This is a genomic window from Weizmannia sp. FSL W8-0676, from assembly GCF_038593015.1.
Taxonomy (GTDB): domain Bacteria; phylum Bacillota; class Bacilli; order Bacillales; family Bacillaceae_C; genus Weizmannia; species Weizmannia coagulans.
This window is the reverse complement of the sequence record NZ_CP151954.1, coordinates 959,072-981,231: the sequence shown is the minus strand read 5'-3', so window position 1 is coordinate 981,231 and position 22,160 is coordinate 959,072. Positions and strand designations below refer to the sequence as shown.

The window sequence follows — 22,160 nt, the reverse complement described above, 5'->3', positions numbered from 1 at the left end:
TTCATGGCTTTTTTTGTTCCGCGCGCTCTTTGTTTTTTGAAAAATACATTTGGGCTTCCTGAATTTCTTCACGGATCTCGGACATTTCTTCATCAAGGCGGAAAGCGGCTTCGGCAGCCCGCTTCAACCGTATATTAATTTCTTCGGGAAACCTGCCTTTATACTTATAGTTTAAAGAATGTTCAATCGTTGCCCAAAAATTCATCGCCAGCGTCCGGATCTGGATCTCCGCAAGAATTTTCTTTTCCCCGCGGATCGTCTGCACCGGATATTCAATAATGACATGATAAGACCGGTAGCCGCTCGGTTTTTTATTCGAAATATAGTCTTTTTCTTCGACAATCCGGAAATCGTTTCGGCGCCTGAGAAGCCCGACAACCAGTTTAATATCATCCACAAACTGGCACATCATTCTGAGCCCGGCGATATCCTGCATTTCCGTCTCCAGCCGGCTAAGCGGGATGCCTTTTATGTTTGCTTTTTCTATAATGCTTGCTACCGGCTTTACACGCCCTGTTACAAACTCAATCGGGCAATGGGTATGCTCTTTTTCAAATTGGGTGCGCATCCCCTTTAACTTTACTTTTAATTCATCAACAGCCTGTTTATACGGGGTTAAAAATTCCTCCCAATCCACTGCCTGATCACCTCTTCGGATCTCATTCCAATGCAAAAACGGCCTCTACCTTATCCAGCATCTTTTTTCCGTAATTGCTGTTGCCCCGGATATTATCGAGCAAAAAATGAAGTTCCTCATCAAGCCCTGTAAGCTCCAATTTTCCATCTTTTGAAACAGCAACCACTTTTTTATGTTCAAATGCCGCCGTCCGAATCTCTTTCCAAACCGGAACAGGCAAATATAAATATGTATAATCCTCACAGCCGTCGTCTTCAGCCAGATAGATAAACGCACAGGCATCCGAATCGACGATCATTTGCCCTGCCGGCTTCAGGCTCCGCATGGAAACATCCGGGCGCTCAGCATACAGTTCGAGAATCCCGTCTTTCCATTCAGGCTGCCCCAGTTCAATAATCTTTCGCAATCCGTTTTCCCTCCCTCTCCTTCCCATCGGAGAACAAGTTTCAATCCCATTTTATTTTACCATATCTCCACAGAGAATAGACACTTTAAGGAAAGGATTCGCTTTAGTATAATGATGATGGAAGTGAGGGCTTATCATGAGCAAAGAAATTGAAATTGAATGTAAAAATATGGTCACCCGCCGTGATTTCTGCCGCCTTGCCCGGGCTTTTGGCATCGCGGAACATGATTTTAAACAGCAGAAAAACTTTTATTTTGATACGCCTGATTTTGCTTTAAAGCGTAGAAAATCGGCCCTGCGTGTCCGGAAAAAGACAGGACGCTTCCAGCTCACCCTGAAAACGCCGGAAAAAACCGGGCTGCTGGAAACAAGCCAGATGATCGGCGAAAAAGTTTTTCAAAAGCTCAAAAACGAGGGCTGGTTTCCGGAAGGCGAAGTCATGGAAAAATTAATGGAACTGCAGGTGGCACCAAGTAAATTGGTGTATTTTGGAAAGCTTGTAACGAAGCGGGCTGAAATTGCATATGAAGGCGGGCTGCTCGTGTTTGACCATAATTTTTATTTAAACAAGGAAGATTTTGAGATAGAATATGAAGTAAGTGAACTGGAAACAGGCACAAAACAATTTTTAAAATTGCTGGAAACATACGGCATCCCGCACCATCCGGCAAAAAACAAGGTTCTCCGCTTTTATGAGGCAAAAAGGAGCAATGAGAGATGAGTACAATCAGCCAAATCGCGTTTTTAATGGAACTGGAGGCGCTGCAGTCGCTTTCTCCCGGCAGCAATGCTGCTCAAACGGGCAACAGCACCTCTCTTTTTCAGGAGATGCTGTCAAGCTTTATGGAAAATGCAACGGCTTCTGGCGGAAGCGGTAAAGACGCGTCCGGATCGTTATCGGCCCTGGCAGCAGCTTTCAACCTGGCGTTCAATCCATTTTCTTCTTTAACGGGGGAAAATCCGGCGCTTGACGCGTTGCCCGCCTCAACGGGATTCGGCACGCTGTCGGGTAAGGAAACGCCAGCTGCGGCGCAGACAGGGACCGCGGCCCTTTCGGCTTCTGCCCAAAGCTCAGCTTCAGAAAGCACGCAGACAACAGCCGCTTCCGTCAGTGGCGGAATCCCGGCGAAAATCAGCCAGGCGATCCAGCAAGCATCCGCAAAATACGGTGTCCCGGAAAAGCTCATTCAAGCTGTCATCAAACAAGAATCCGGTTATCGTCCGGATGCAGTCAGTCCGGCTGGCGCAGCAGGCTTGATGCAGCTGATGCCGGAAACAGCGGCCTCGCTCGGTGTAAGCAATGTACTTGACCCGGAACAAAACGTGGACGCCGGCACAAAGTATTTAAAATCTTTGCTGGGAAAATACGGTCACAATGCCCGGCTTGCATTGGCCGCCTATAATGCAGGCCCCGGCAATGTCGACCGGTACGGCGGTATTCCGCCATTCAAAGAAACACAGCAATACGTCTCATCGATTATGAATCATTTGGCATAACGATTGAAACCCGCCGCCCTGTGCGGCATTTTTTTTACGGGGAAATTTCTGAAACTGATGAGGGGCATTGCCCGGTCAAGGCTCCACTTTTTTGTCTTTGTCTTTCATTTGCCGTATGAAGGACATTTTAATATTTTGGGGCATATTTTTTGTCTTTCATCATCCCGATGAAGGACATTTTAATGGTTGGCGGCCCGTGTTTTATCTTTCATCTACCCTATGAAAGACATTTCAATGTTTGGCGGCCAACATTTTGTCCTTCATCTGCCCTATGAGGGACATTTCCATGGTCTCGGGCTCGCGTTTTGTCCTTCATTGGCCCGATGAAGGACATTTCTATGTTCGGCGACCTGCGTTTTGTCCTTCATCACCCCGATGAAGGACATTTCCCCGGTCTCGGGCCCGCGTTTTTTTCCCTTTTACAGATTCAAAAGAACATTTCGGGCCTGTATGCAGCGTGTTCTGTCCTTTTGACAAGTTCAAAAAGACAGTTCGGGCCTGGGTGGAAGTCAATTTGTCCTTTTGACGGTTTCAAAAGGACATTTTGGACCCAATCGTCACTCCTTTTGTTCTTTTGACAGCTTTAAAAAGACAGTTCGGGCCCAATCGCTACTCCTTTTATCCTTTTAGCGGCTTTAAAAAGACAGTTGGGGCCCGGGTGCAGCCTGTTTTGTCCTTTTGACGGTTTCAAAAAGACAGTTTGACCCCTGATCCAGCCTGTTTTGTCCTTTTGACAAGCTCAAAAAGACATTTCGGGCTCAAACGTCACTCCTTTTGTCCTTTTGGCGGCATCAAAAAGACAGTTTGAACCCGGACGCAGCCTGTTTTGTCTTTTTGACAGGTTCAAAAAGACAGTTTGGCCCCGGACGCAACATGTTTTGTCCTTTTGACAGCCCCAAAAAGACAGTTCGAGCCCAATCGCGACTCCTTTTGTCCTTTTGACGGCTTCAAAAAGACAGTTTGACCCCTGATCCAGCCTGTTTTGTCCTTTTGACAAGCTCAAAAAGACATTTCGGGCTCAAACGTCACTCCTTTTGTCCTTTTGGCGGCATCAAAAAGACAGTTTGAACCCGGACGCAGCCTGTTTTGTCTTTTTGACAGGTTCAAAAAGACAGTTTGAACCCAGACGCAGCCTGTTTTGTCCTTTTGACAAGCTCAAAAAGACATTTCGAGCCCGAATGCAGCCTGTTTTGTCCTTTTGACAGCCCTAAAAAGACATTTCGAGCCCAATCGCCACTCCTTTTGTCCTTTTGGCGGCTTTAAAAAGACATTTCGGGCCCGGGGGCATCCTGTTTTGTCCTTTTGACAGGTTCAAAAGGACAGTTCGCCGCCTCACACGCATACCTCTTGTTCATCCCGCCGCAATGAAGGACATTTCCCCGGTCACACGCATACATTTTGTCCTTCCCCGCCCCGATAAATATCATTACCACGTTTACATCCCAATGAATTGTCTTTCATCAGGCCGATCGCGCAGGTTTTCTAAATAAATATTATGACACCTGTTGCTGCAGGTCATAGGAAGCTATGAAAGTTTGCCAAATAAAGCGTATGTGTAAAATTTTACTCGAAGGGCAGATGAGTGGAAAAAAATGGGAAGACGCTCTATCATTTAAATGTACGCTTGTGGGCGAATACATTTAGAAAGAGGTCTTCCTATGGATATTATATCAATAATTGCTAGATTATTAAAGGATACAAAAAGTCTTATTGAATTTGAAGAACAAGTTAAAATTCTGATCCAGAATGCCTTTACGCAATGGGTTGGGGAAATATTTGAGACGTTAGATAAAACAATTAAGCAGAAAAAGCTGGAGGATGGCTGGAAGTACTGCCGGAGTGATAACAGAAGCATTCAGTTTTTATTTGGAAATGTGACCTTTAAACGTTCACTAATGCATGACCAGAAAGGGAATTCACATTATCCTCTGGATGAATGGTTAGGGCTTTTACCATACCAACGATACAGCCCGTTAGTGGAATTAAAGGTGGCAGAGTTGGCAAGTGAGAACACCTATCGGGAAGTAGCTGATATTTTAAAAGAGTGGACAGCAGTGAGTCTTAGTCACACAACTGTAGGGAACATGGTAAAACACGTAGGGAAAACTCAGGCGGAAGCCGATAAGGCACTTGTAGAAGAGCTAGAAATAGCTGTTTCCCTGCCTGAGGGGAAGAAGGTAGACTACCTGTTTTCTGAAGCAGATGGTGTATTCGTTCGGGGACTAAAAAAGAAACAGAGTATGGAAGTCCACCACGCCATTCTCTATGAGGGATGGCAAACCAATGGTAAAAGGGTCTCCCTGCGTCAGCCCACAGTCATCATGACAACGGAAGCCATCCAGACATTTTGGGATGAAGTCCAAGCCACAGCTGCCAACACCTACTCCCTCGAAAAAACGCATGTCATTACAAACAGTGATGGAGGTGCGGGATACACAGCTGAACGGTTTCAAACAGCTTTCTCACAGTCGGAATTTCCGGTGCTCAACCAGCTGGATACCTACCACGTTGCACAAGCCATCATAAGGACATTTGGGGGCGGAAAGAGCGAGATCAAGGAGCAAATTAGAAAAGCGATTAGAACGCATGACCTGGACCAATTCACGTTATATTTGGATACGCACGAAAGCACCTTGACGGATAAAAAGGCTCTCAAGAAAATCAAGGAATTCCGTTCGTATATCTTGAAAAACTGGGACCGCATTTTTGACTGGAGAGACAGGGTGAAAAACGTGCCGGAAGGTGCGAGAGGCCTAGGAGCGATGGAATCGAATCAAAGGCATATCTCCTTCAGGATGAAAAAAAGGGGCATGCATTGGAGTGAACTTGGCGCAGAAGCCATGGTGAAAATCAAACAAGGCATACTCAATGGGACATTGAGAGAAGTCTATCTGAAACACCGTTCAAGAAGCGAGAGAAAGCAACGGAACTTGAAACAATTAATCAGGATGTCTCAACTACTCAAGCAGCCTGTACGCCCGTCAGTGGGCGTAAAGCACGGATCAGTTGCCCTGCATTCAAGCAGTTCATCGGCAATGGGACATTTAAGCAAAATATTAGAGCTTTCGTTTTAAGCTTGGCTCAGTGGGGACTGATCGTTGAGGCGCGCGAAATTTACGAGACTCCTGCGGGAAAAGCGAGCCAGGAGAGACCCCGCAGCGAGGTACGAGCGAGGAGGCTCGCCGGCCGCCCGCGGAAAGCGAGTGAATTTCGCGCGCCTCAACATCCCCGTTATCCATCTTTATACGGAAATATTACATCTTTTCCGAAAATTACACCGAGCAAGTGAAGCACGGTAGCCGAAAGTGTACAAAAAGAGTGTCTTGGAATACCCGATATTTAAACCTTGTCGAGAAAAACTTGACACATACTAATAAAGCGGATTGTTTGAGTTATTGCGGCCCCCTTGATAAAATAAAGAACAAATGGCAGATATGTCGACAAAAATTTTAATGAGCAAACCTTTCCGTCGATTTCAAATATACGCAAGATAAAAACGAGATAAAGGAGCAGTTATTCTATGGTGGAAAAGAAAACTGTGCCATATGAGATCATTGGGGGAGAAAAACTTGGCCGGCTTGTTGATGCATTTTACAAGCGGGTCGCTAAACATCCGGATTTAATCCCGATTTTTCCTGATGATTTAACGGAAGTTGCCAGGAAGCAGAAGCAGTTTTTAACGCAGTTTTTGGGCGGCCCCCCGTTGTACACGGAAGAGCACGGGCATCCGATGCTGCGGGCACGGCACCTTCCTCATGAAATCACGCCTAAACGTGCAAAGGCATGGCTGTCCTGCATGAGCGCCGCAATGGACGAAACAGGGATTGACGGCGAATTCCGCGACTTCTTTTTTCAAAGGCTTGTCCTGACCGCACAGCATATGGTCAATACTTCGGATGATGTGCCAGGTGACGCAAATTGAAAAATATGATTGATTTGATGAAACATTCCAGCTGTTTTTCAAAAAAGCCGCTGGAAATCTATGTTTTTATCGATCCGCTTTGCCCGGAATGCTGGGCGCTGGAACCGGTTTTAAAAAAGTTGCGCCTCGAGTACGGCGTCTATTTCCGCCTCCGCCATGTACTGATCGGAAAATTATCCAATCTGAACGACATTCCGAAAAAACGGGAAGCCGTTGCGGATTACTGGGAAAAAACGGCGAGCCGCACCGGCATGTCCTGCGACGGCAGTTTATGGATCGAAAACCCGATTACGTCGCCTTATATCGTGTCGATTGCAATAAAAGCGGCCGAACTGCAAGGAAAAAAACAGGGGTTGCGCTTTTTGCGGAAAGTGCAGGAACTCGTCTTTCTTGAAAAACGGAACATATCGGATATCCAAATTTTAGTGGATTGTGCAGAAGACGTTTCCCTCGATGTAGACGAATTTTTGCAAGACATCCATTCCGAAAGCGCAGCGAAGGCTTTTCAGTGCGATTTGAAAATTACTTCGGAAATGGAAGTAACCGAAAGCCCGTCGCTTGTTTTCTTTAATGAACATATCGAAGATGAAGGATTAAAAATTTCTGGACTTTATTCTTATGACATTTATGTACAAGTTCTTCAGGAGATGCTGGGCAAAGAGCCTTCTCCATTGCCGCTTCCCCCATTGGAGGAATTTCTAAAGTATTTCGGGTTTGTGGCATCAAAGGAAATTGCGGTGGTGTACGATATGCCGGTCCATGAAGCCGAAAAAGAATTGAAAAAGCTCGTTCTTCAGCAAAAGATTCGGAAAATCGAAGGAAAGCACGGCTCATTTTGGAAATATATCAACTGACCCTTGTCTCTGGCAGGGGATTTTTATATGTAAAAATAGGAAAGAGACCTTGCGTTTGCAAGGCCTCTTTCAACACGAACAAAGGGGATGGGAGAAATTTTTCACGGTCAAACAAAGGGGTATGTTTGCTTGTGATCAACCTCACATCTATATAATAGCACCCCCCTATACAGAATGCAAGTACTTGTTAAAGTGTTCACATATCTGTCAAATTTAAATTTTGCATACCGCGGCAGCCTGTTCATAAAATAGCACTGAACCTGTATAAACTTGATGAAAGGAGACTGGATATGAAAAAATGCAAACTTACGGCCCTTGCCGCCGGTTTCTTCGCTTTGTTCTGCCTGAATCTGCTCGGGCTGATGAAGCTTCTCCCCCTTTTTCTCACGTCCCCGCTTTTGTTCGCGGCCATCTTCGCGCTGCTTTTGCATGTTAACCGCCGCAACCGTTTTAAAGGATTTAACAACAGGCGCCACTTGTAGTGGCTTAAAAAACAGCGCTGCGGGCCTACATCTATAAAAAGTGTCCCATTTTCATTTATTTCCGGTCCCCTACAGCCGTGCGGCGGAGGAAACAGTGCTGCCGCCATTTAATCGACCCATAATCGTAATGGCGCCGCCATTCTTTTATCCAGCAAGCAAATTTTCCATATCCTCACTTTTTCAAAGCACACCATCCGGCGCAGAAACTGTACCGCCACCCGCCTATCATATGAAAGGCAGCCCCGTTCTTAGAATGCCGGCAAATAAATTTTCCATACCCGCCAACTTTTTTCAAAACATACGGCGGAAACAGTGCAAAATTTCCGCTGGCTTCTTTCGAAAAAAGGCCCCATACGTCAAACAGCGGCGGAAAAATTCCGCCGCTGTTTCTTTATCCAAGCAAGTTTTCCATTTCCGTTAATTTTTCTTCAAATACTTTTAACGCATCTTCGACCGGCTGGGGCGACGCCATATCGACGCCTGCTTTTTTCAATATTTCAATCGGATATTCCGAGCTGCCGGCGCTTAAATAGCCGATGTAACGTTTGACAGCCGGTTCCCCTTCTTCGAGGATTTGTTTGCTTAACGCGGTCGCGGCGCTGAAGCCGGTCGCATACTGATATACATAATAATTGTAATAAAAATGCGGAATGCGTGCCCACTCAAGCCCGATTTCCTGATCGATGGCGATATCCGTGCCAAAGTATTTTTGGTTCAGCTTATAATACTCATCTGTCAAAAGTTCCGCTGTCAGCGCTTCGCCATGTTGCGCTTTTTGATGGATCAGATGCTCAAATTCGGCAAACATCGTCTGGCGGAAGACCGTCCCGCGGAAACCTTCCAGATAATGATTCAATAAGTAAATCCGCTGTTTCTCGTCTTTGATCGTTTTTAACAGATAGTCATTCAACAGCGCCTCATTGCACGTGGAAGCCACTTCCGCCACAAAAATGGAATAATCCCCGTACGGATACGGCTGGTTCTTCCGCGTGTAATAGCTGTGGACGCTGTGGCCGAGCTCATGCGCGAGGGTGAACACATTGTCAATATTGTCCTGCCAGTTCAGCAAAATGTACGGATTGGTCCCGTAAGCGCCCGAAGAATAGGCCCCGCTCCGCTTGCCTTTGTTTTCCACCACGTCAATCCAGCGGTTTTCAAACGCCTGCTGTAAAATGCCCTGGTATTCCCCGCCGAGCGGATGGAGTCCGTCAAGCACGATCTCTTTCGCTTTTTCATAGGTCACTTCCATATCGGCGTCCTGGACAAGCGGCGTATACAGATCGTACATATGCACTTCATCAAGCTGCAGCACTTTTTTGCGCAAAGCAACATACCGCTGCAGCAAACCGAGATTTCGGTTCACCGTCTCCACGAGCTGGTCGTACACTTTTTCCGGAATGTGGTTTGCCGCAAGGGCAGCTTCACGCGCCGAATGGTAATGGCGGATTTGCGCTACAACATTGTTCTTTTTCACCTGGCCGCTGAGCGTGCTCGCAAACGTGTTGGTGAATTTTTTGTAGGTCGCGTACAATTTTTGGAATGCCTCTTTGCGCACGCGGCGGTCTTTGCTTTCCAGCAGGCGTGTAAAGCGGCCGTGCGTGATCTGCACTTCATTGCCGTTTTCATCGATTACTGTCGGGAACTCAAGGTCTGCATTGTTGAGCATGCCGAAAGTGGTGCTGGAAATATTCAGCACTTCCGAAACCTGTGCGAGCAATGCTTCTTCTTCCTTAGATAAAATATGCGGGCGCATTTCATTAATTTCTTCCAATGCATGCCGGTACAGCTGAAGCGGCACATAAGCTTCCAGGAATTGGTTCAGTTTCGCTTCCTCAATCGACAGAATTTCCGGCACCACAAACGCAAACGCGCTCTCAACCTGGGCGGCAAGGCTTTTCGCTTTGCTGTCCATCCCCTGGTAAAAGGCATTCGTTGTGTCCTGGTCATAACGCATATGCGCGTATGTATACAGCTTGCCGAACCTTTCCGTCACTTCATCCTGGAACTTTAGCGCATGATAAAGCTGTTCCGCGCTTTCGCCAAGTTTCCCCTGATAAGAAGCGGCACCGGCCAGCTTTTCTTTTACGGCTTCATATTCTTTATTCCAGTCATCGTCACTCGGAAAAATATCCTCAAGCCTCCAGGTTAATTCTTCATGGACCTCGTTCCGGCTTGGCAACGCGTGTACTTTTTTCCCGTTTTCCATCAATTTTCCTCCATTCTTCTCAAAAAATTTCTTCTTTTTTCATTTTAGCGTAACTCCCCCAATCCCGCTACTGTTCCGCTTTCCCATTTGAAACACCCGCCCGCAATGCTGACGACAGATGGCGCTCCATATGTTCAAGTTCTTCTGTATTTTTTGGCGCAAAAACATTTTTATTCATATGGTAACCTGCTTTTCCTTTTGACCAGAGCCCCAATTGTACGAGCAGCTGCGCATACTCATAAATCATCGCCTTTGCCGCGTTCCTTTCGCGCACATACGGTGATTTTCTGAATTCAATTTCCTTTTTTTCCATCCTCACGGTAAACAGCCGCAGCAGTTCATCCAGTGAAACCGCCGCATTTGTCCGCAATGCGAAAAGGGCATCCAGCCATACATAAAATTGCCACTCGACCGGGTGCTGTTTACAGGCGGCCATGTGCAAAAGCGGCAGGCCGATAAACGGCGGCAGGGACACAGGGTGCATTCCCGCTTCATAAACGTGCCGCAAAAACGGGTCTTGAAAGGCTTTTCCAAACTGGATCTTCAGGCCGATCCAGCGCCGCCTTTCCACAAACCATTCAGGGAGCGGAACAGGGGCGGAAACAAGTGAAAACTGATCATCTGTAAACGGAAAAGAAAAGGCAGACAACGGCTTTTCCGCGTAACATGCGCGGAATGTTTTGGCAGATACGGGCATCATGTGGGACAAGAGGCAGACCTTTCTTTTGCCGGGAGCGTAGCTGAATAAATAAAAGTGGTGCCGGGTATGGCGCAAAAAAGACAATTGAAAATCACTGCAACGGTACACTCTTTCCGCCTCTTTCCCTGGGGACCGGAAAGGCATGCCGCCCAGTATCCAAACAGGCAAAATGCCGAGGCGCCTGTACCCTGCCGTCCTCTCCATCAGCCGCCCGAACGGGATCGGGGAACACTGGTATTCAATGGCAAAAAGCTGCCGGTATTTGCGCACCACAAGATCCGCCCTTTGCCGGATAGAAGGAAAATATTGTTCGAGGGAAACATCGAGGCCCTGCCCCCTCAACCATAAAAACAGGTCTTTCTTGCCTTGCAAATGCATCGGGCTTTCCGGTTCGGAAAATGTGGCACAAGTGGAATGGCGGTAATGGGAAAAATGGGGGGTGACATGGCTGCCAATTTTTAAAATGAGGGGTTCACGGCAATCCCGGCAGTAAAACGTATGGGAGGTTTTTAACTGCTGGAGATTCAATCTTGTAAAGCGTTCCGTCAGCATGATCAGCTCCCCCCGCTCGTTCAGCGCAGAAAGCAACAGCATCCTCTCCTTTTTTAACGTATCGGGGCCCGTTTTAAACACCATCCCCGCTTTTGTTGGGCCGGCGGCATTCGGCCGTATGCAGTTGCCGGCCTCTCTGCAAGCCCCATATTGGCCGGCCTGCATCTCCGGGCCCTTATGGCAACCGCTGTATAAACGCAATGCACAGCCGTATTGAATACATTCACCGCTCGGGGCGAAAAATCCTGTTTGCCCGGACGGCATTTTTCCGGATAAACAAAAAAATCGATGCGTTTGCGGCACCGATTTTTTATCGATTAAAAGTACGAGTTTAATTTCGCAAATACATTGCTGTCAATGATCAGCTTTCCGTATTCCAGGAGACGGTGGCTTGTGACAGAGGAAAGGTCGGAATACTCCAGCAGCTGGCTTAACTTAAAGTCATTGGCTTCTTCCGTTTCCTCTTCCGGGAAGCGGACATACAGATAATATTTGCCTTCAAAGGCGTACAGCTTCGTGCTGACGTCTTCCATCCGAACGTTTTTGGCCAGCGCCAGCAAATCTTCAAAGTCCTTGAAATACAAGACCTGTTCGAGCGGATCGCCGTCCGTGAAAACCTGCTGCATCGGCGTTTGGAAGTTCTCACTGAAGAATTCTTCAAGCTGGTCGCCGATTGGCAGTTCTTTCAGCTTTTCGTCCGGAATCGGCAGCTCAAAACGCTGTCCGTCTTTCGACAACTGCGCTTTTGTGACAAGCACTTCCAGCCCTTTTTCGAGCGCCTGCACCTGTATCCAAAGCGGGCCTTCCGGGTCAAATACATCGTCATCCGTGTGAATCTCATCCATCATTTCCCAGAACAATTCTTCGCTTCTTTCCCGATCATACCAGATTTCTTCACGATTAAACCCGCGTTTCTCTATATCAACGTACGAAATATAAAACTTCACCGTGTTCTCATTGATTCTTTCGATTTCCATACATCAGCTCTCCCTTCTTGCAGGTGTAGTGAAGGGACATGTTCCCCCATTCAGGTATAGGTAACCTTGTACTTTTATTTTATGATAAAATACTGGCAAATGGAAATAAAAAAACTTTCCTTTTTAAAATTCCACGCCGGCCCATTCTTAAACATCCGGCAAAAAAAGATCATTTGCATCTTTTTTGTATTGTATCCGATTTGCTGCAGAAATTCAAGACAAAATTTTCTAAATAGGGCTTGCTGAATAAGCAAAAGTCCTAGACTTGGTAAGGATACTGACAGCTTTGGCCGAACTTTAAATGCAAGGGTTTTATAAAAAATGCAGGAAAAACTTTGCACTCTAAAGCTGATTCAACATACAGAGAGGACAGAATAAAGCATTTTCGCAGATGCATTCTCCTATGATATTGAGGTAGAGCTTGCTGACAAATCAGATACAAGCCATAATCGGATTCGTTCAGCAAGCCCTAAATACATATTCATTATTTGACAATTTTATGACAAAAAGGTGAAGAAAACCTCCCGGGCCGGAACCTGGGAGGTGATTTGCCGGTTTAGGATTCGTATGAAAGGCATCCGGCAAAAGAAATGATAAAAGTTGTCAATTCACAAGCCTTTGTGCTTCCCTGAGCTGGAATGTCCGCACTTTCCGCGGCAGGAAGCGGCGGATTTCATCTTCGTTATAGCCGACCTGCAGCCGTTTTTCGTCCACGATAATCGGCCGTCTTAATAAACCAGGGTTTTGCTGGATCAAAGTGTATAATTCCTGCAGCGGCAGGGCATCCAGATCAACGTTTAATTTTTGGAATGTTTTCGAACGGGTGGAAATAATTTCGTCCGTCCCGTCTTCCGTCATCCGCAATATCCCTTTAATTTCATCCAGTGAAAGCGGTTCAGAAAAAATGTTGCGCTCTTTATACTCAATATGGTTTTCTTCAAGCCAGTTCCGTGCTTTTCTGCATGATGTGCAACTTGGCGAAGTGTATAATGTGACCATCTAGCATTCACACTCCTAAATTTTCATATTTGGATTCCCATTTGATTCTCACATTAAAATAAGTTTAATCAAACAATCTCTATTATGTATTATACACTATATCCGCGTTATTGAATATATTTTTTTGAAAAATAGTTTGTTGTATTTTTCCCCGGTTTAATAGTCTTCTTTTTCCCCAATTCTCTCTATTTAAACCCTTATTCTTCATTTTTTTATAAAAAAGCGAAAAGAAGAACGCACTTCAACCGGCATGCGTTCTTCTTCCCACTTGAGAATGGTCAGCCATTATAAGCTTTTTTGTACTGCTCGAGTTCCCTTTCCGAACAGTAGACAAAATGGTGCGGCGCCACTTCGCGCATTTTTACTTCTTCGCCTTCCTTATATTGATGGACGGACGGGTCGTAAATTTTCCGTTGCCGTGTCCGTTCATAGTCAGGGTCCGGAAGCGGGATGGCGGATAGCAAGGACTGCGTGTACGGATGAAGCGGATGGTTATACAAATCATCGGCATCGGCCAGTTCCACAAGCTTGCCGAAATACATGACGCCGATCCGGTCGCTGATATATTTCACCATCGACAAATCGTGGGCAATGAACAGATACGTTAAATGATGTTCTTTCTGCAGTTTTTTCAACAGGTTCACAACTTGCGCCTGAATTGAGACGTCCAGCGCTGAAATCGGTTCGTCAGCAATAATAAATTCAGGATCGACCGCAAGTGCCCTGGCGATCCCGATCCGCTGCCGCTGCCCGCCCGAGAATTCGTGCGGATAACGGTTGGCGTGTTCTTTGCTTAAGCCGACCGTTTCCAGCAGTTCATAAACCCGGTGCATCCGTTCTTCATTTGATTTTGCAAGCCCGTGGATATCAATTCCTTCCGCAATGACATCGGCCACTTTCAAGCGCGGATTGAGCGAAGCATACGGATCCTGGAAAATCATTTGCATTTTCCGGCGGAACTGTTTCAGCTCTTTATGGGACATTTTGTCATGGACATTTTTGCCGCCATACAAAACTTCCCCTGCCGTTGCATTGTAAAGGCGGATAATCGTCCGCCCGGTTGTCGATTTGCCGCAGCCGGATTCGCCGACAAGCCCGAGGGTTTCGCCTTTGTAAATATCAAATGTGAGATCATCGACAGCACGGACTTCATTTGCCCTTCCAACATTGAAATATTGTTTTAAATGTTTGACTTCGATCAGTTTTTCTTTCACTGCCATTTTACTTCCCCTCCTCAGCCGGTACCGGGCGCACATTCCCTTTAAACTTGTACATCCGCTTTTTCACGGCTTCCGGCGGCTCTACTTTCGGGGCATCCGGATGCAAAAGCCATGTCGCGGCATAATGCGTGTCCGACACTTTAAACATCGGCGGCTCCTGCTCCAAATCGATTTTAAGTGCGTACGGATTGCGCGGCGCAAAGGCATCCCCTTTTGGCGGGTTCAATAAATCCGGCGGGGTGCCCGGTATCGCGTACAGTTCTTCATCCTTGACATCAAGGCTCGGCATCGAACTAATCAGTCCCCATGTGTACGGATGTTTTGGATTATAAAAAATTTCATCCACGGTTCCGATCTCGACAATTTTCCCGCCGTACATGACGGCAACACGGTCTGCCACATTGGCAACCACGCCCAAATCGTGCGTAATAAAAATAATGGAGGTATCAATTTTGGACTGCAGTTTTTTCATCAGTTCCAGAATTTGCGCCTGAATCGTAACATCAAGCGCCGTTGTCGGTTCATCTGCAATTAAAATTTTCGGGTTGCACGCCAAGGCAATCGCAATGACGACCCTTTGCCGCATCCCGCCGGAAAACTGGTGGGGATACTGTTTGACACGGATTTCCGCATTTGGGATGCCGACCAGTTTTAACAGTTCGATTGCGCGTTTTTTCGCTTCATTTTTATGCATTTTCTGGTGTTTCAAAAGTGGCTCCATAATCTGCTTCCCGATTGTCATGGTCGGATTTAAAGACGTCATCGGATCCTGGAAAATCATCGAAATCTCTTTCCCACGGATCGATTGCATCTTTCTTTCTGACGCTTTGGCAATGTCGACGTCGCCGAACAGGATTTGCCCCGACTTGATTTCCGAATTGTTCGGGGGCAACAGCCGCATAATCGATTTCGTCGTCACCGATTTCCCTGAACCGGATTCCCCTACGATGGCCAATGTTTCCCCTTTATATAAATCAAAACTCACACCGCGGATCGCTTTTACTTCACCGCCAAAAGTGTGAAAGGATATATTCAGGTCTTTCACTTGCAAAATCTTTTCCATTCGGCTTCACCTCATTTCTTAATCGCGCATTTTCGGGTCAAATGCATCACGCAAACCGTCTGCCAGCAGGTTGAAGGCGACGAGCAGCAGACAAATAATCGTGCCCGGCACTGCCATCAAATACGGCAGGAACTGGAATGTCTTATAACCGTCTTCAATCAATGTCCCGAGCGATGCAGCCGGGGACTGGAGCCCGATCCCGATGAAACTTAAAAAGGCTTCGAAGAAAATCGCACTTGGAATGGTGAACATTGTATTGATAATAATCACCCCGGTTAAATTCGGGAGCAGATGTTTAAATAAAATCCGCATGTTCGAAGCGCCAAGTGTCTTTGCTGCCAATACGTACTCCATATTTTTCAGCTTTAACACCTGGCCGCGGACGACCCGCGCCATATTTAGCCAGCCGGTGATCACCATCGCAATCGTGATGGAAAAGATCCCCGGTTTAAAGATCAAAAGCATTAAAATCACGACAATCAAGTTCGGAATACCGGACAAAACTTCAATAATCCGCTGCATCACGTTATCGACCTGCCCACCTTTGTATCCGGATATGAGGCCGTAAGAAACGCCGATGAGCATATCGATCACCGCCGCAAGGAAGGCGATATATAAGGAAATTCTCGTCCCTTGCCATGCCCTTGCAAACAAGTCGCGGCCGAGGGCATCCGTGCCGAACCAGTAATACGTTTGAATATGGTTCTGTTCATACATGTTCACTTTTTGCCCGCCAACCGTCTGGGATCCGTCAAAAATGCCGAGCTTTTCAATCACAGGAATTCTTGGCGGCAAATTCGCCCTGGATGTATCTTGCGCGTACGGACCCGATTTGGAAAGATGCGGCCCAATGATCGCCATCAGAATTAAAATAATGATAATAAACAAACTGACAACTGCGCCTTTGTTTTTGCGGATGCGCATCCATGCATCCTGCATAAAGGACAGTTGCGGTTTGGCAATCAATTCACTTTGTTCACGATCCGGCGCTGCGGGTTCAAATAATTCTTTCGGCAATGACTCTATGTTGTTGTTCATGATTTATTCCCCCCGGCCAATCGAATTCTCGGGTCAATGATACCGTATAAAATGTCGACAACTAATGTAATCAGGACTAACAGGAATGAGAAAAAGAGGGTTGTCCCCATAATAATCGGGTAATCATTCATTTGAATGGATTTAACAAATTGTTCGCCAATCCCGGGAACAGCAAAAATTTGTTCCACAACCATCGATCCGGTCATCAAGTTAACGGCAAGCGGCCCAAGCACCGTAATAAGCGGAATCAGCGCGTTCCGGATCGCGTGCTTAAAGGCGATTTGCCCGTAAGAATTCCCTTTTGCTCTCGCCAGCGTAATGTAATCGGAACCGAACACTTCAATCAGCTCCGTTCTCATAAACCGTGCAGCTGTTGCAACCGGAAAAATAGCGAGCGCAATGGTGGGCAATATGGAAGAGGCGAACCCATCCCAAGCTGCAACCGGCAGCCATTGCAGTTTCGCGCCTATCACATATTGCAGGACTGCGGCAAATACAAACGAGGGAATGGATATACCGAGGACCGAAAGAAATGTGCTTCCGTAGTCAATCCATGTGTTTTGAAACATTGCCGCCAGTACGCCTAGTAATATGCCAATTAACGTGCCGACAATCATGGCCTGAATCCCCAACTGCAAGGACGGTCCCATCCTTTCCACAATCAGCTGTGCAACCGGCTGGTTGTCAAACTGGAAAGAAACGCCGAGATCCCCTTTCAGCAAATTCACCATATAGTTTTTATACTGGACAGGCAAAGATTCATTCAGCCCATATTTCTGGTTCAGGATATGAACCTGTTCCGGTGATAATTTTTGCTGGTTCCGGAACGGGGTCCCCGGCAAAAATTTCATCAGGAAAAACGTAAAAGAAGCAATAATCAATAAGGTAATGCACAAATAAATAATCCTTTGCACAATATACTTCGTCACACGTGACACCTCCCAAAGAAAAGGAATGTTTAAATTTTTCACATAAAAATCCGCTTAACGGTGAAAAGAGAGTATTTCGGAAAGAAAATACTCTCTTTTACCTTTTTAATTGAAGTCATGCAGTTTTCTTACTTTTGCACATATGCATCTTTAAATGTGTAATCCGGCCCGAATATATGGTATTCGATTCCTTTTACATACGGTTTAACAAGGCGTAATGTAGCACGTTGATAAATCGGCCCGATTGCCGCATCGTCCATCAGGATTTTTTCAGCTTGCAGCATGATTTGCCAACGTTTTTCCGGATCGTTGCCGTATTTGTTCTTCGCTTCATCAATCAGCTTATCGTATTCTTTATTCGAGTAGCCGGATTTGTTGTTATCGCCGTTTGTGACAAACAAGTCGAGGAAGGTCATCGGGTCTTTGTAGTCAGGACCCCAACCGGAAACCTGGATGTCATAATCTTGGTTTGTATCCAATTGCAAACGGTTTTTGAATGGTACGTTTTTCAGTTTGATCGTTAACCCAGGAAGATTCTTTTCCAATTGGTTTTGGAAGAATTCGCCTGTTGTTTTTGCGTTATCTGTATCATCACCGAGAATTTCAAGCGTTAAGTTCTTCTTGCCGAGTTCTTTCAACCCTTTTTCCCAATATTTCTTTGCTTCTGTCGGATTATATTGGAGGTAAGAACCGGATTCCGTACGGAAATCTTTGCCATTTTTCGGATCTTTTGCAAAGTCTTTTGGTACTAAGCCGTTTGCAGGGAAAGACCCGTTAGATAGCACTGTATTAACAAATGCTTTTTTATCATAAGCCATTGAAAGCGCCATCCGGATATTTTTGTTTGCCAAAGCGGTTTTCTGGCCGTTTCTGACTTCATTGTATTTGAAGTAGAAAACATTTGATTCCGGATTTGTCACAGCTTCTTTGTTCTTTTTATATTGTTTCGCATATTCGGCGCTCAAAACAGTCCGGTCGATTTTGCCCGTATTGTACAAGTTGACCCCGGTACTTGGCGATTTCACAACCTGGACATTGATCTGTTTCAGTTTCACATGTTTCTTGTCATAGTAATTCGGGTTTTTCACGTATTTCCATTTCAGGCCTGTGCCGTTCCAGTCTTTCAGCACGAACGGGCCGTTGAACAACATATTGTCGCTATTTGTCCCGAACTTGCTGCCTTTTGACTCAACAAATTTTTGGTTGAGCGGCAGATACGTGCCGAAAGCCAGCAATGATTTTAAGTAAGGGACCGGTTTTTCAAGCTGGACTTGCAATGTGTGGTCATCAATCGCTTTTACCCCTAAAGTGCTTGGATCTTTTTTGCCGGCAATGATATCTGAGGCGTTTTTAATGACACCTCCGAAAATATAGGCATATTGTGAGCCTGTCTTCGGATTCACGGCCCTTTGCCAGGAGTAAACAAAGTCTTTTGCCGTAACCGGATCGCCGTTGGACCATTTCGCGTCTTCACGGAGCTTAAACGTATACGTTTTGCCGTCTTTGCTGACTGTCGGTTCTGCTTTCGCAATCCCGAGCTTCAGCTCATCGTTTTTCCCAACGACATAAAGGCCTTCCATTGTATTACCGAAAACGGTAAAACTTGCGACATCCGTTGCAAGTGTCGGATCCCCTGTCGGAAGTTCAGCCGTCTCATCCATATTCAGCACTTGCTTGGTTTTGGATGAACCGCCGCTTGAGCCTGAACTGCTGTTTTTGCTTCCGCCGCCGCATGCGCCGAGGACGAGCGACAGGGCAAAAGTCAGCGTCATAAACACATAAAATTTTGACTTCTTCATCAGCTAACCACCCTTTTTTTATTTTTCTGAAAAGCGAGCGACTTTTCGAATTTAATTATACTAACATTTCACGGGCTTGTACATATTTTTTAATCTTTTTTAATTACATAAAAAGGCTAATAAACCAAAAAGGTGTTGACATTTCAATATTGTAAACCCTTACAAAAGGTTGAAATTTTTTAATAAAACTATAATAACGAGAAAACTTTGGTAGGTTTTTTAACAAAAATTAAATTAATTTTAATAAATTTGATTTAACTTTAATTTAGCTTCAGATCTTCCAGTATTTCATCTTTTCTTCTGTTCCTGTATAATGGATGAAAATCATTTTGTAGGTGAGCGTATGTTCAAAAAGCTTGTCTGTTGGTTCTTGGCCTCCCAGTTACTTGTTTTACTTTTTTCTTTTTTGGTGTATAAGCGAATCGATTTGCTTAGCTATATTAATACTTCGTTTACGATCGGGGCGCTTTTGATTCTTTTTGCCGCGTCGGTTTTAATGGCGCGGACCGGTTTTTTTGATGCGTTTATTTACGGGTTTCAAAGAATGTCTTCCAAATTTAACGAGGAGGACGTCCGCCCGCTGTCGAAGCTGGTTACCCTGCGTGTTTCCGTGCCTCTTCTTACCGGGGTCTTCATGATGGTACTGATGGCGATCGCCCTTTTTCTGCAAAGTTCGTCCTGAAATGCCGGACATATAAAGGCTGAATAAAGGCTGAGTCTTGCATACAAACGGGCCCTCTAGCGGACAGCGGTTTTTGACATTTTTCCTTCTTTTCATTATAATGAAACTGGTATATAGAAGCGATGAGAAAGAAGAGTACATCTGTTTATGGCATTTCAGAGAGTTTGTGGCTGGTGGGAACAAACATGCCTGCAGATGGAATGGGCTTTCGAGCTCCGGAGATGAACGGGCGGCTACCTCATTAGTTTCCGGCGTACGCCTTGCGTTAACCAGGCTCCAATTGGCATTGGAACTAAGCGGCCCATACCAGGGCACTTAGGGTGGCACCGCGGATTTATCCCATTCGTCCCTAATTTTGGATGAATGGTTTTTTATTTTCCGGAAAAATATCAGTGTTCTAGGAGGAAGAAAGAAAATGAGGACGATTTTTTCAGGCATTCAGCCGAGTGGAACGATCCACATCGGGAACTATCTTGGGGCAATGAAGCAGTTTGTGGAATTGCAGAACAGCTTTAATTGCTATTTTTGCATTGTTGACGAGCATGCCATTACTGTGCCGCAAGACCGCCTTGAACTCCGCAAAAACATCAGGAGCCTTGCCGCTTTTTATTTGGCAGTCGGCATTGATCCGGACAAAGCAACGCTCTTTATCCAGTCGGAAGTGCCGGCGCACGCCCAGGCCGGATGGATGCTCCAATGCGTTGCCTATGTCGGCGAATTGGAAAGAATGACGCAGTTTAAAGACAAATCTGCAGGAAAAGAAAGCGTATCAGCCGGGCTTCTCACATATCCGCCGCTCATGGCCGCCGATATTCTGCTGTACAGCACGGATCTTGTGCCGGTCGGCGAGGACCAGAAACAGCATCTCGAGCTGACGAGGGATTTGGCGGAAAGGTTCAATAAACGTTATCTTGAAATATTTACGCTGCCGGACATCAAGCTTTCCAACTCCGGAGCAAGGATTATGTCGCTGCAGGATCCGACGAAAAAAATGAGCAAATCCGATCCGAATCAAAAGGCATTTATCTCGCTGCTTGACGACCCGAAACTGGTCGACAAAAAGATTAAAAGCGCGGTTACGGATTCAGAAGGCGTAGTCAAATACGACAAAGAACGGAAACCGGGCATTTCCAATTTGCTCGACATCTATTCCAACTTCAGCGGCCTGTCCATTGAAGAGCTGGAACGGAAATATGACGGCGCCGGCTACGGTGCGTTTAAAGCGGATCTCGTTGATGTGGTGAATGAAGGGCTTGCCCCGATCCAAAAACGGTATTATGAACTGATTGAATCGGAGGAACTGGACCGGATCCTGGATAAAGGCGCGGAAAAGGCCAATATTGTAGCCGGAAAAATGCTGAGGAAAATGGAAAACGCGATGGGGCTGGGCAGAAAAAACCGCCACTAAAAAAAGCGAGTTGCGGATCGTTTCGCAACTCGTTTTTACATCAGTTCGCTTTTTTCATTGTGTTCCAGTTCCCATAGCTTTTCAAAAAAGGGCTGCCCTTTGATCATGTTTTCGCACAACTGTTCATGCTTTTTGGACCAGCCTGTTTTTGTTTCTGCATAAAGCCGCTCCCATGCATCTTCAAATGGCATAAACTGGATGTGTTCATACTGCTCCGGACGCCATTCTGTATACCAGTACCGCACTTCCGCCGTATTTTTCGAGGAATAAAGCTGATCGAGCGCCATAAATAACAACTGCTTTAATTGCCGTTCCCTTCTTGTCAGCCCCTGCATGCATTCCGGCGACGGGGATAAAATATGATGTTCTTTCGGATGGCTGCGGTTTTCAAACGGATAGGACACCGGTTCATGCCCTTCAATCATTTCATAGACAAGTTGTTCCTGCCTCGGAATCAGCCTGCTTTTTCGGATCGGCAGCGTATAGCCGATCGTATCAACCGCCAAAATCCCTTTTCCGTCCGTCACGACAAAACAATATTCCAGCTGGATTCGTTCATGGTTTTTGCGCAAAACCGCCTTCTGGAAAACATCATTCAGCAAAGTTTGCGGCAGTTCAGCCAAATCATTTTCAATGTACTCGTATAAAAGCGTGTCCACAAATAAAAGCGGCACCTGGTCCAGCAGTTCGATCACATCGTCCCTCCGCCACTCATGGAACGGACAGACATTATAACTGTTTTCCTCCCCCTCGAACCAGTTGACCCATATATCGTGAAGATACAGCATG

General features: G+C 46.0%; 20 protein-coding genes and 1 other annotated feature. Of the genes, 8 read left to right on the top strand and 12 right to left on the bottom strand.

What is annotated here, in order from left to right; translation table 11 throughout:
* Position 1: 1 nt before the first annotated feature.
* Both NST20_RS04615 and NST20_RS04610 read right to left on the bottom strand, forming a co-directional pair.
* The gene (locus tag NST20_RS04615) at positions 2 to 637 is read right to left on the bottom strand and encodes a GTP pyrophosphokinase family protein (protein ID WP_342400165.1); all 636 of its coding nucleotides are present in this window, start codon (positions 635 to 637) and stop codon (positions 2 to 4) included.
* Positions 638 to 659: 22 nt separating this feature from the next.
* Positions 660 to 1,043, bottom strand: a complete 384-nt coding sequence (locus NST20_RS04610) for a hypothetical protein (RefSeq protein ID WP_237349093.1) — start codon at positions 1,041 to 1,043, stop codon at positions 660 to 662.
* 136 nt (positions 1,044 to 1,179) lie between these two features.
* Here NST20_RS04610 and NST20_RS04605 point away from each other — a divergent pair, with 136 nt between their 5' ends.
* From NST20_RS04605 to NST20_RS04580, 6 genes are all read left to right on the top strand, one after another.
* Positions 1,180 to 1,764, top strand: a complete 585-nt coding sequence (locus tag NST20_RS04605) for a CYTH domain-containing protein (protein WP_328195774.1) — start codon at positions 1,180 to 1,182, stop codon at positions 1,762 to 1,764.
* Positions 1,761 to 2,540 carry a lytic transglycosylase domain-containing protein gene (locus tag NST20_RS04600; RefSeq protein ID WP_342400164.1) on the top strand — a complete coding sequence of 260 codons (780 nt, stop codon included), beginning with the start codon at positions 1,761 to 1,763 and terminating at the stop codon, positions 2,538 to 2,540. The genes NST20_RS04605 and NST20_RS04600 overlap by 4 nt, the downstream gene beginning before the upstream one ends.
* 1,658 nt (positions 2,541 to 4,198) lie before the next feature.
* Positions 4,199 to 5,614 (top strand): ISLre2 family transposase, encoded by a 1,416-nt coding sequence (locus tag NST20_RS04595; RefSeq protein WP_342399446.1) that lies wholly within the window; start codon positions 4,199 to 4,201, stop codon positions 5,612 to 5,614.
* A gap of 446 nt (positions 5,615 to 6,060) precedes the next feature.
* Entirely contained in the window at positions 6,061 to 6,462 is a 402-nt protein-coding gene (locus NST20_RS04590; RefSeq protein ID WP_019721833.1) for a globin, read from the top strand.
* A complete protein-coding gene (locus NST20_RS04585; RefSeq protein ID WP_019721832.1) occupies positions 6,459 to 7,316 on the top strand; it encodes a ClpXP adapter SpxH family protein in 858 nt (285 codons plus the stop codon). The genes NST20_RS04590 and NST20_RS04585 overlap by 4 nt, the downstream gene beginning before the upstream one ends.
* Before the next feature lie 290 nt (positions 7,317 to 7,606).
* Positions 7,607 to 7,798: a hypothetical protein gene (locus NST20_RS04580; protein WP_017553961.1), complete on the top strand. Its 192-nt coding sequence runs from the start codon at positions 7,607 to 7,609 to the stop codon at positions 7,796 to 7,798.
* A 391-nt stretch (positions 7,799 to 8,189) separates the two neighbouring features.
* On the opposite strand, the gene pepF is transcribed toward NST20_RS04580, so the two are convergent.
* The 9 genes from pepF to NST20_RS04535 form a co-directional block, all read right to left on the bottom strand.
* On the bottom strand, positions 8,190 to 10,004 hold the full coding sequence (gene pepF, locus NST20_RS04575; RefSeq protein ID WP_342400163.1) for an oligoendopeptidase F: 1,815 nt from the start codon (positions 10,002 to 10,004) through the stop codon (positions 8,190 to 8,192).
* Positions 10,005 to 10,071: 67 nt separating this feature from the next.
* On the bottom strand, positions 10,072 to 11,340 hold the full coding sequence (locus NST20_RS04570; RefSeq protein WP_235920019.1) for a competence protein CoiA family protein: 1,269 nt from the start codon (positions 11,338 to 11,340) through the stop codon (positions 10,072 to 10,074).
* Between the two features lie 233 nt (positions 11,341 to 11,573).
* Positions 11,574 to 12,233 carry an adaptor protein MecA gene (gene mecA, locus NST20_RS04565; protein WP_017553957.1) on the bottom strand — a complete coding sequence of 220 codons (660 nt, stop codon included), beginning with the start codon at positions 12,231 to 12,233 and terminating at the stop codon, positions 11,574 to 11,576.
* A 603-nt stretch (positions 12,234 to 12,836) separates the two neighbouring features.
* On the bottom strand, positions 12,837 to 13,232 hold the full coding sequence (spxA, locus tag NST20_RS04560; protein ID WP_013858789.1) for a transcriptional regulator SpxA: 396 nt from the start codon (positions 13,230 to 13,232) through the stop codon (positions 12,837 to 12,839).
* A gap of 278 nt (positions 13,233 to 13,510) precedes the next feature.
* Entirely contained in the window at positions 13,511 to 14,452 is a 942-nt protein-coding gene (locus NST20_RS04555; protein ID WP_029141810.1) for an ATP-binding cassette domain-containing protein, read from the bottom strand.
* 1 nt (position 14,453) lies between these two features.
* A complete protein-coding gene (locus NST20_RS04550; protein ID WP_328004944.1) occupies positions 14,454 to 15,515 on the bottom strand; it encodes an ABC transporter ATP-binding protein in 1,062 nt (353 codons plus the stop codon).
* Positions 15,516 to 15,533: 18 nt separating this feature from the next.
* A complete protein-coding gene (gene opp3C, locus NST20_RS04545; RefSeq protein ID WP_061566776.1) occupies positions 15,534 to 16,553 on the bottom strand; it encodes an oligopeptide ABC transporter permease in 1,020 nt (339 codons plus the stop codon).
* The gene (gene opp3b, locus NST20_RS04540; RefSeq protein WP_019721823.1) at positions 16,550 to 17,482 is read right to left on the bottom strand and encodes an oligopeptide ABC transporter permease; all 933 of its coding nucleotides are present in this window, start codon (positions 17,480 to 17,482) and stop codon (positions 16,550 to 16,552) included. The genes opp3C and opp3b overlap by 4 nt, the downstream gene beginning before the upstream one ends.
* Positions 17,483 to 17,610: 128 nt before the next feature.
* Entirely contained in the window at positions 17,611 to 19,281 is a 1,671-nt protein-coding gene (locus NST20_RS04535; RefSeq protein WP_342400162.1) for a peptide ABC transporter substrate-binding protein, read from the bottom strand.
* Between the two features lie 427 nt (positions 19,282 to 19,708).
* Between NST20_RS04535 and NST20_RS04530 the strand changes: the two genes are divergently transcribed.
* Together NST20_RS04530 and trpS are read left to right on the top strand one after the other, a co-directional pair.
* On the top strand, positions 19,709 to 19,963 hold the full coding sequence (locus NST20_RS04530; RefSeq protein ID WP_342400161.1) for a DUF3899 domain-containing protein: 255 nt from the start codon (positions 19,709 to 19,711) through the stop codon (positions 19,961 to 19,963).
* Between the two features lie 113 nt (positions 19,964 to 20,076).
* Positions 20,077 to 20,317: a binding site (T-box leader), on the top strand.
* Between the two features lie 61 nt (positions 20,318 to 20,378).
* Entirely contained in the window at positions 20,379 to 21,371 is a 993-nt protein-coding gene (trpS, locus tag NST20_RS04525; RefSeq protein ID WP_017553949.1) for a tryptophan--tRNA ligase, read from the top strand.
* Positions 21,372 to 21,406: 35 nt separating this feature from the next.
* On the opposite strand, the gene NST20_RS04520 is transcribed toward trpS, so the two are convergent.
* The gene (locus tag NST20_RS04520; protein WP_017553948.1) at positions 21,407 to 22,159 is read right to left on the bottom strand and encodes a YjbA family protein; all 753 of its coding nucleotides are present in this window, start codon (positions 22,157 to 22,159) and stop codon (positions 21,407 to 21,409) included.
* Between the last annotated feature and the right edge of the window lies 1 nt (position 22,160).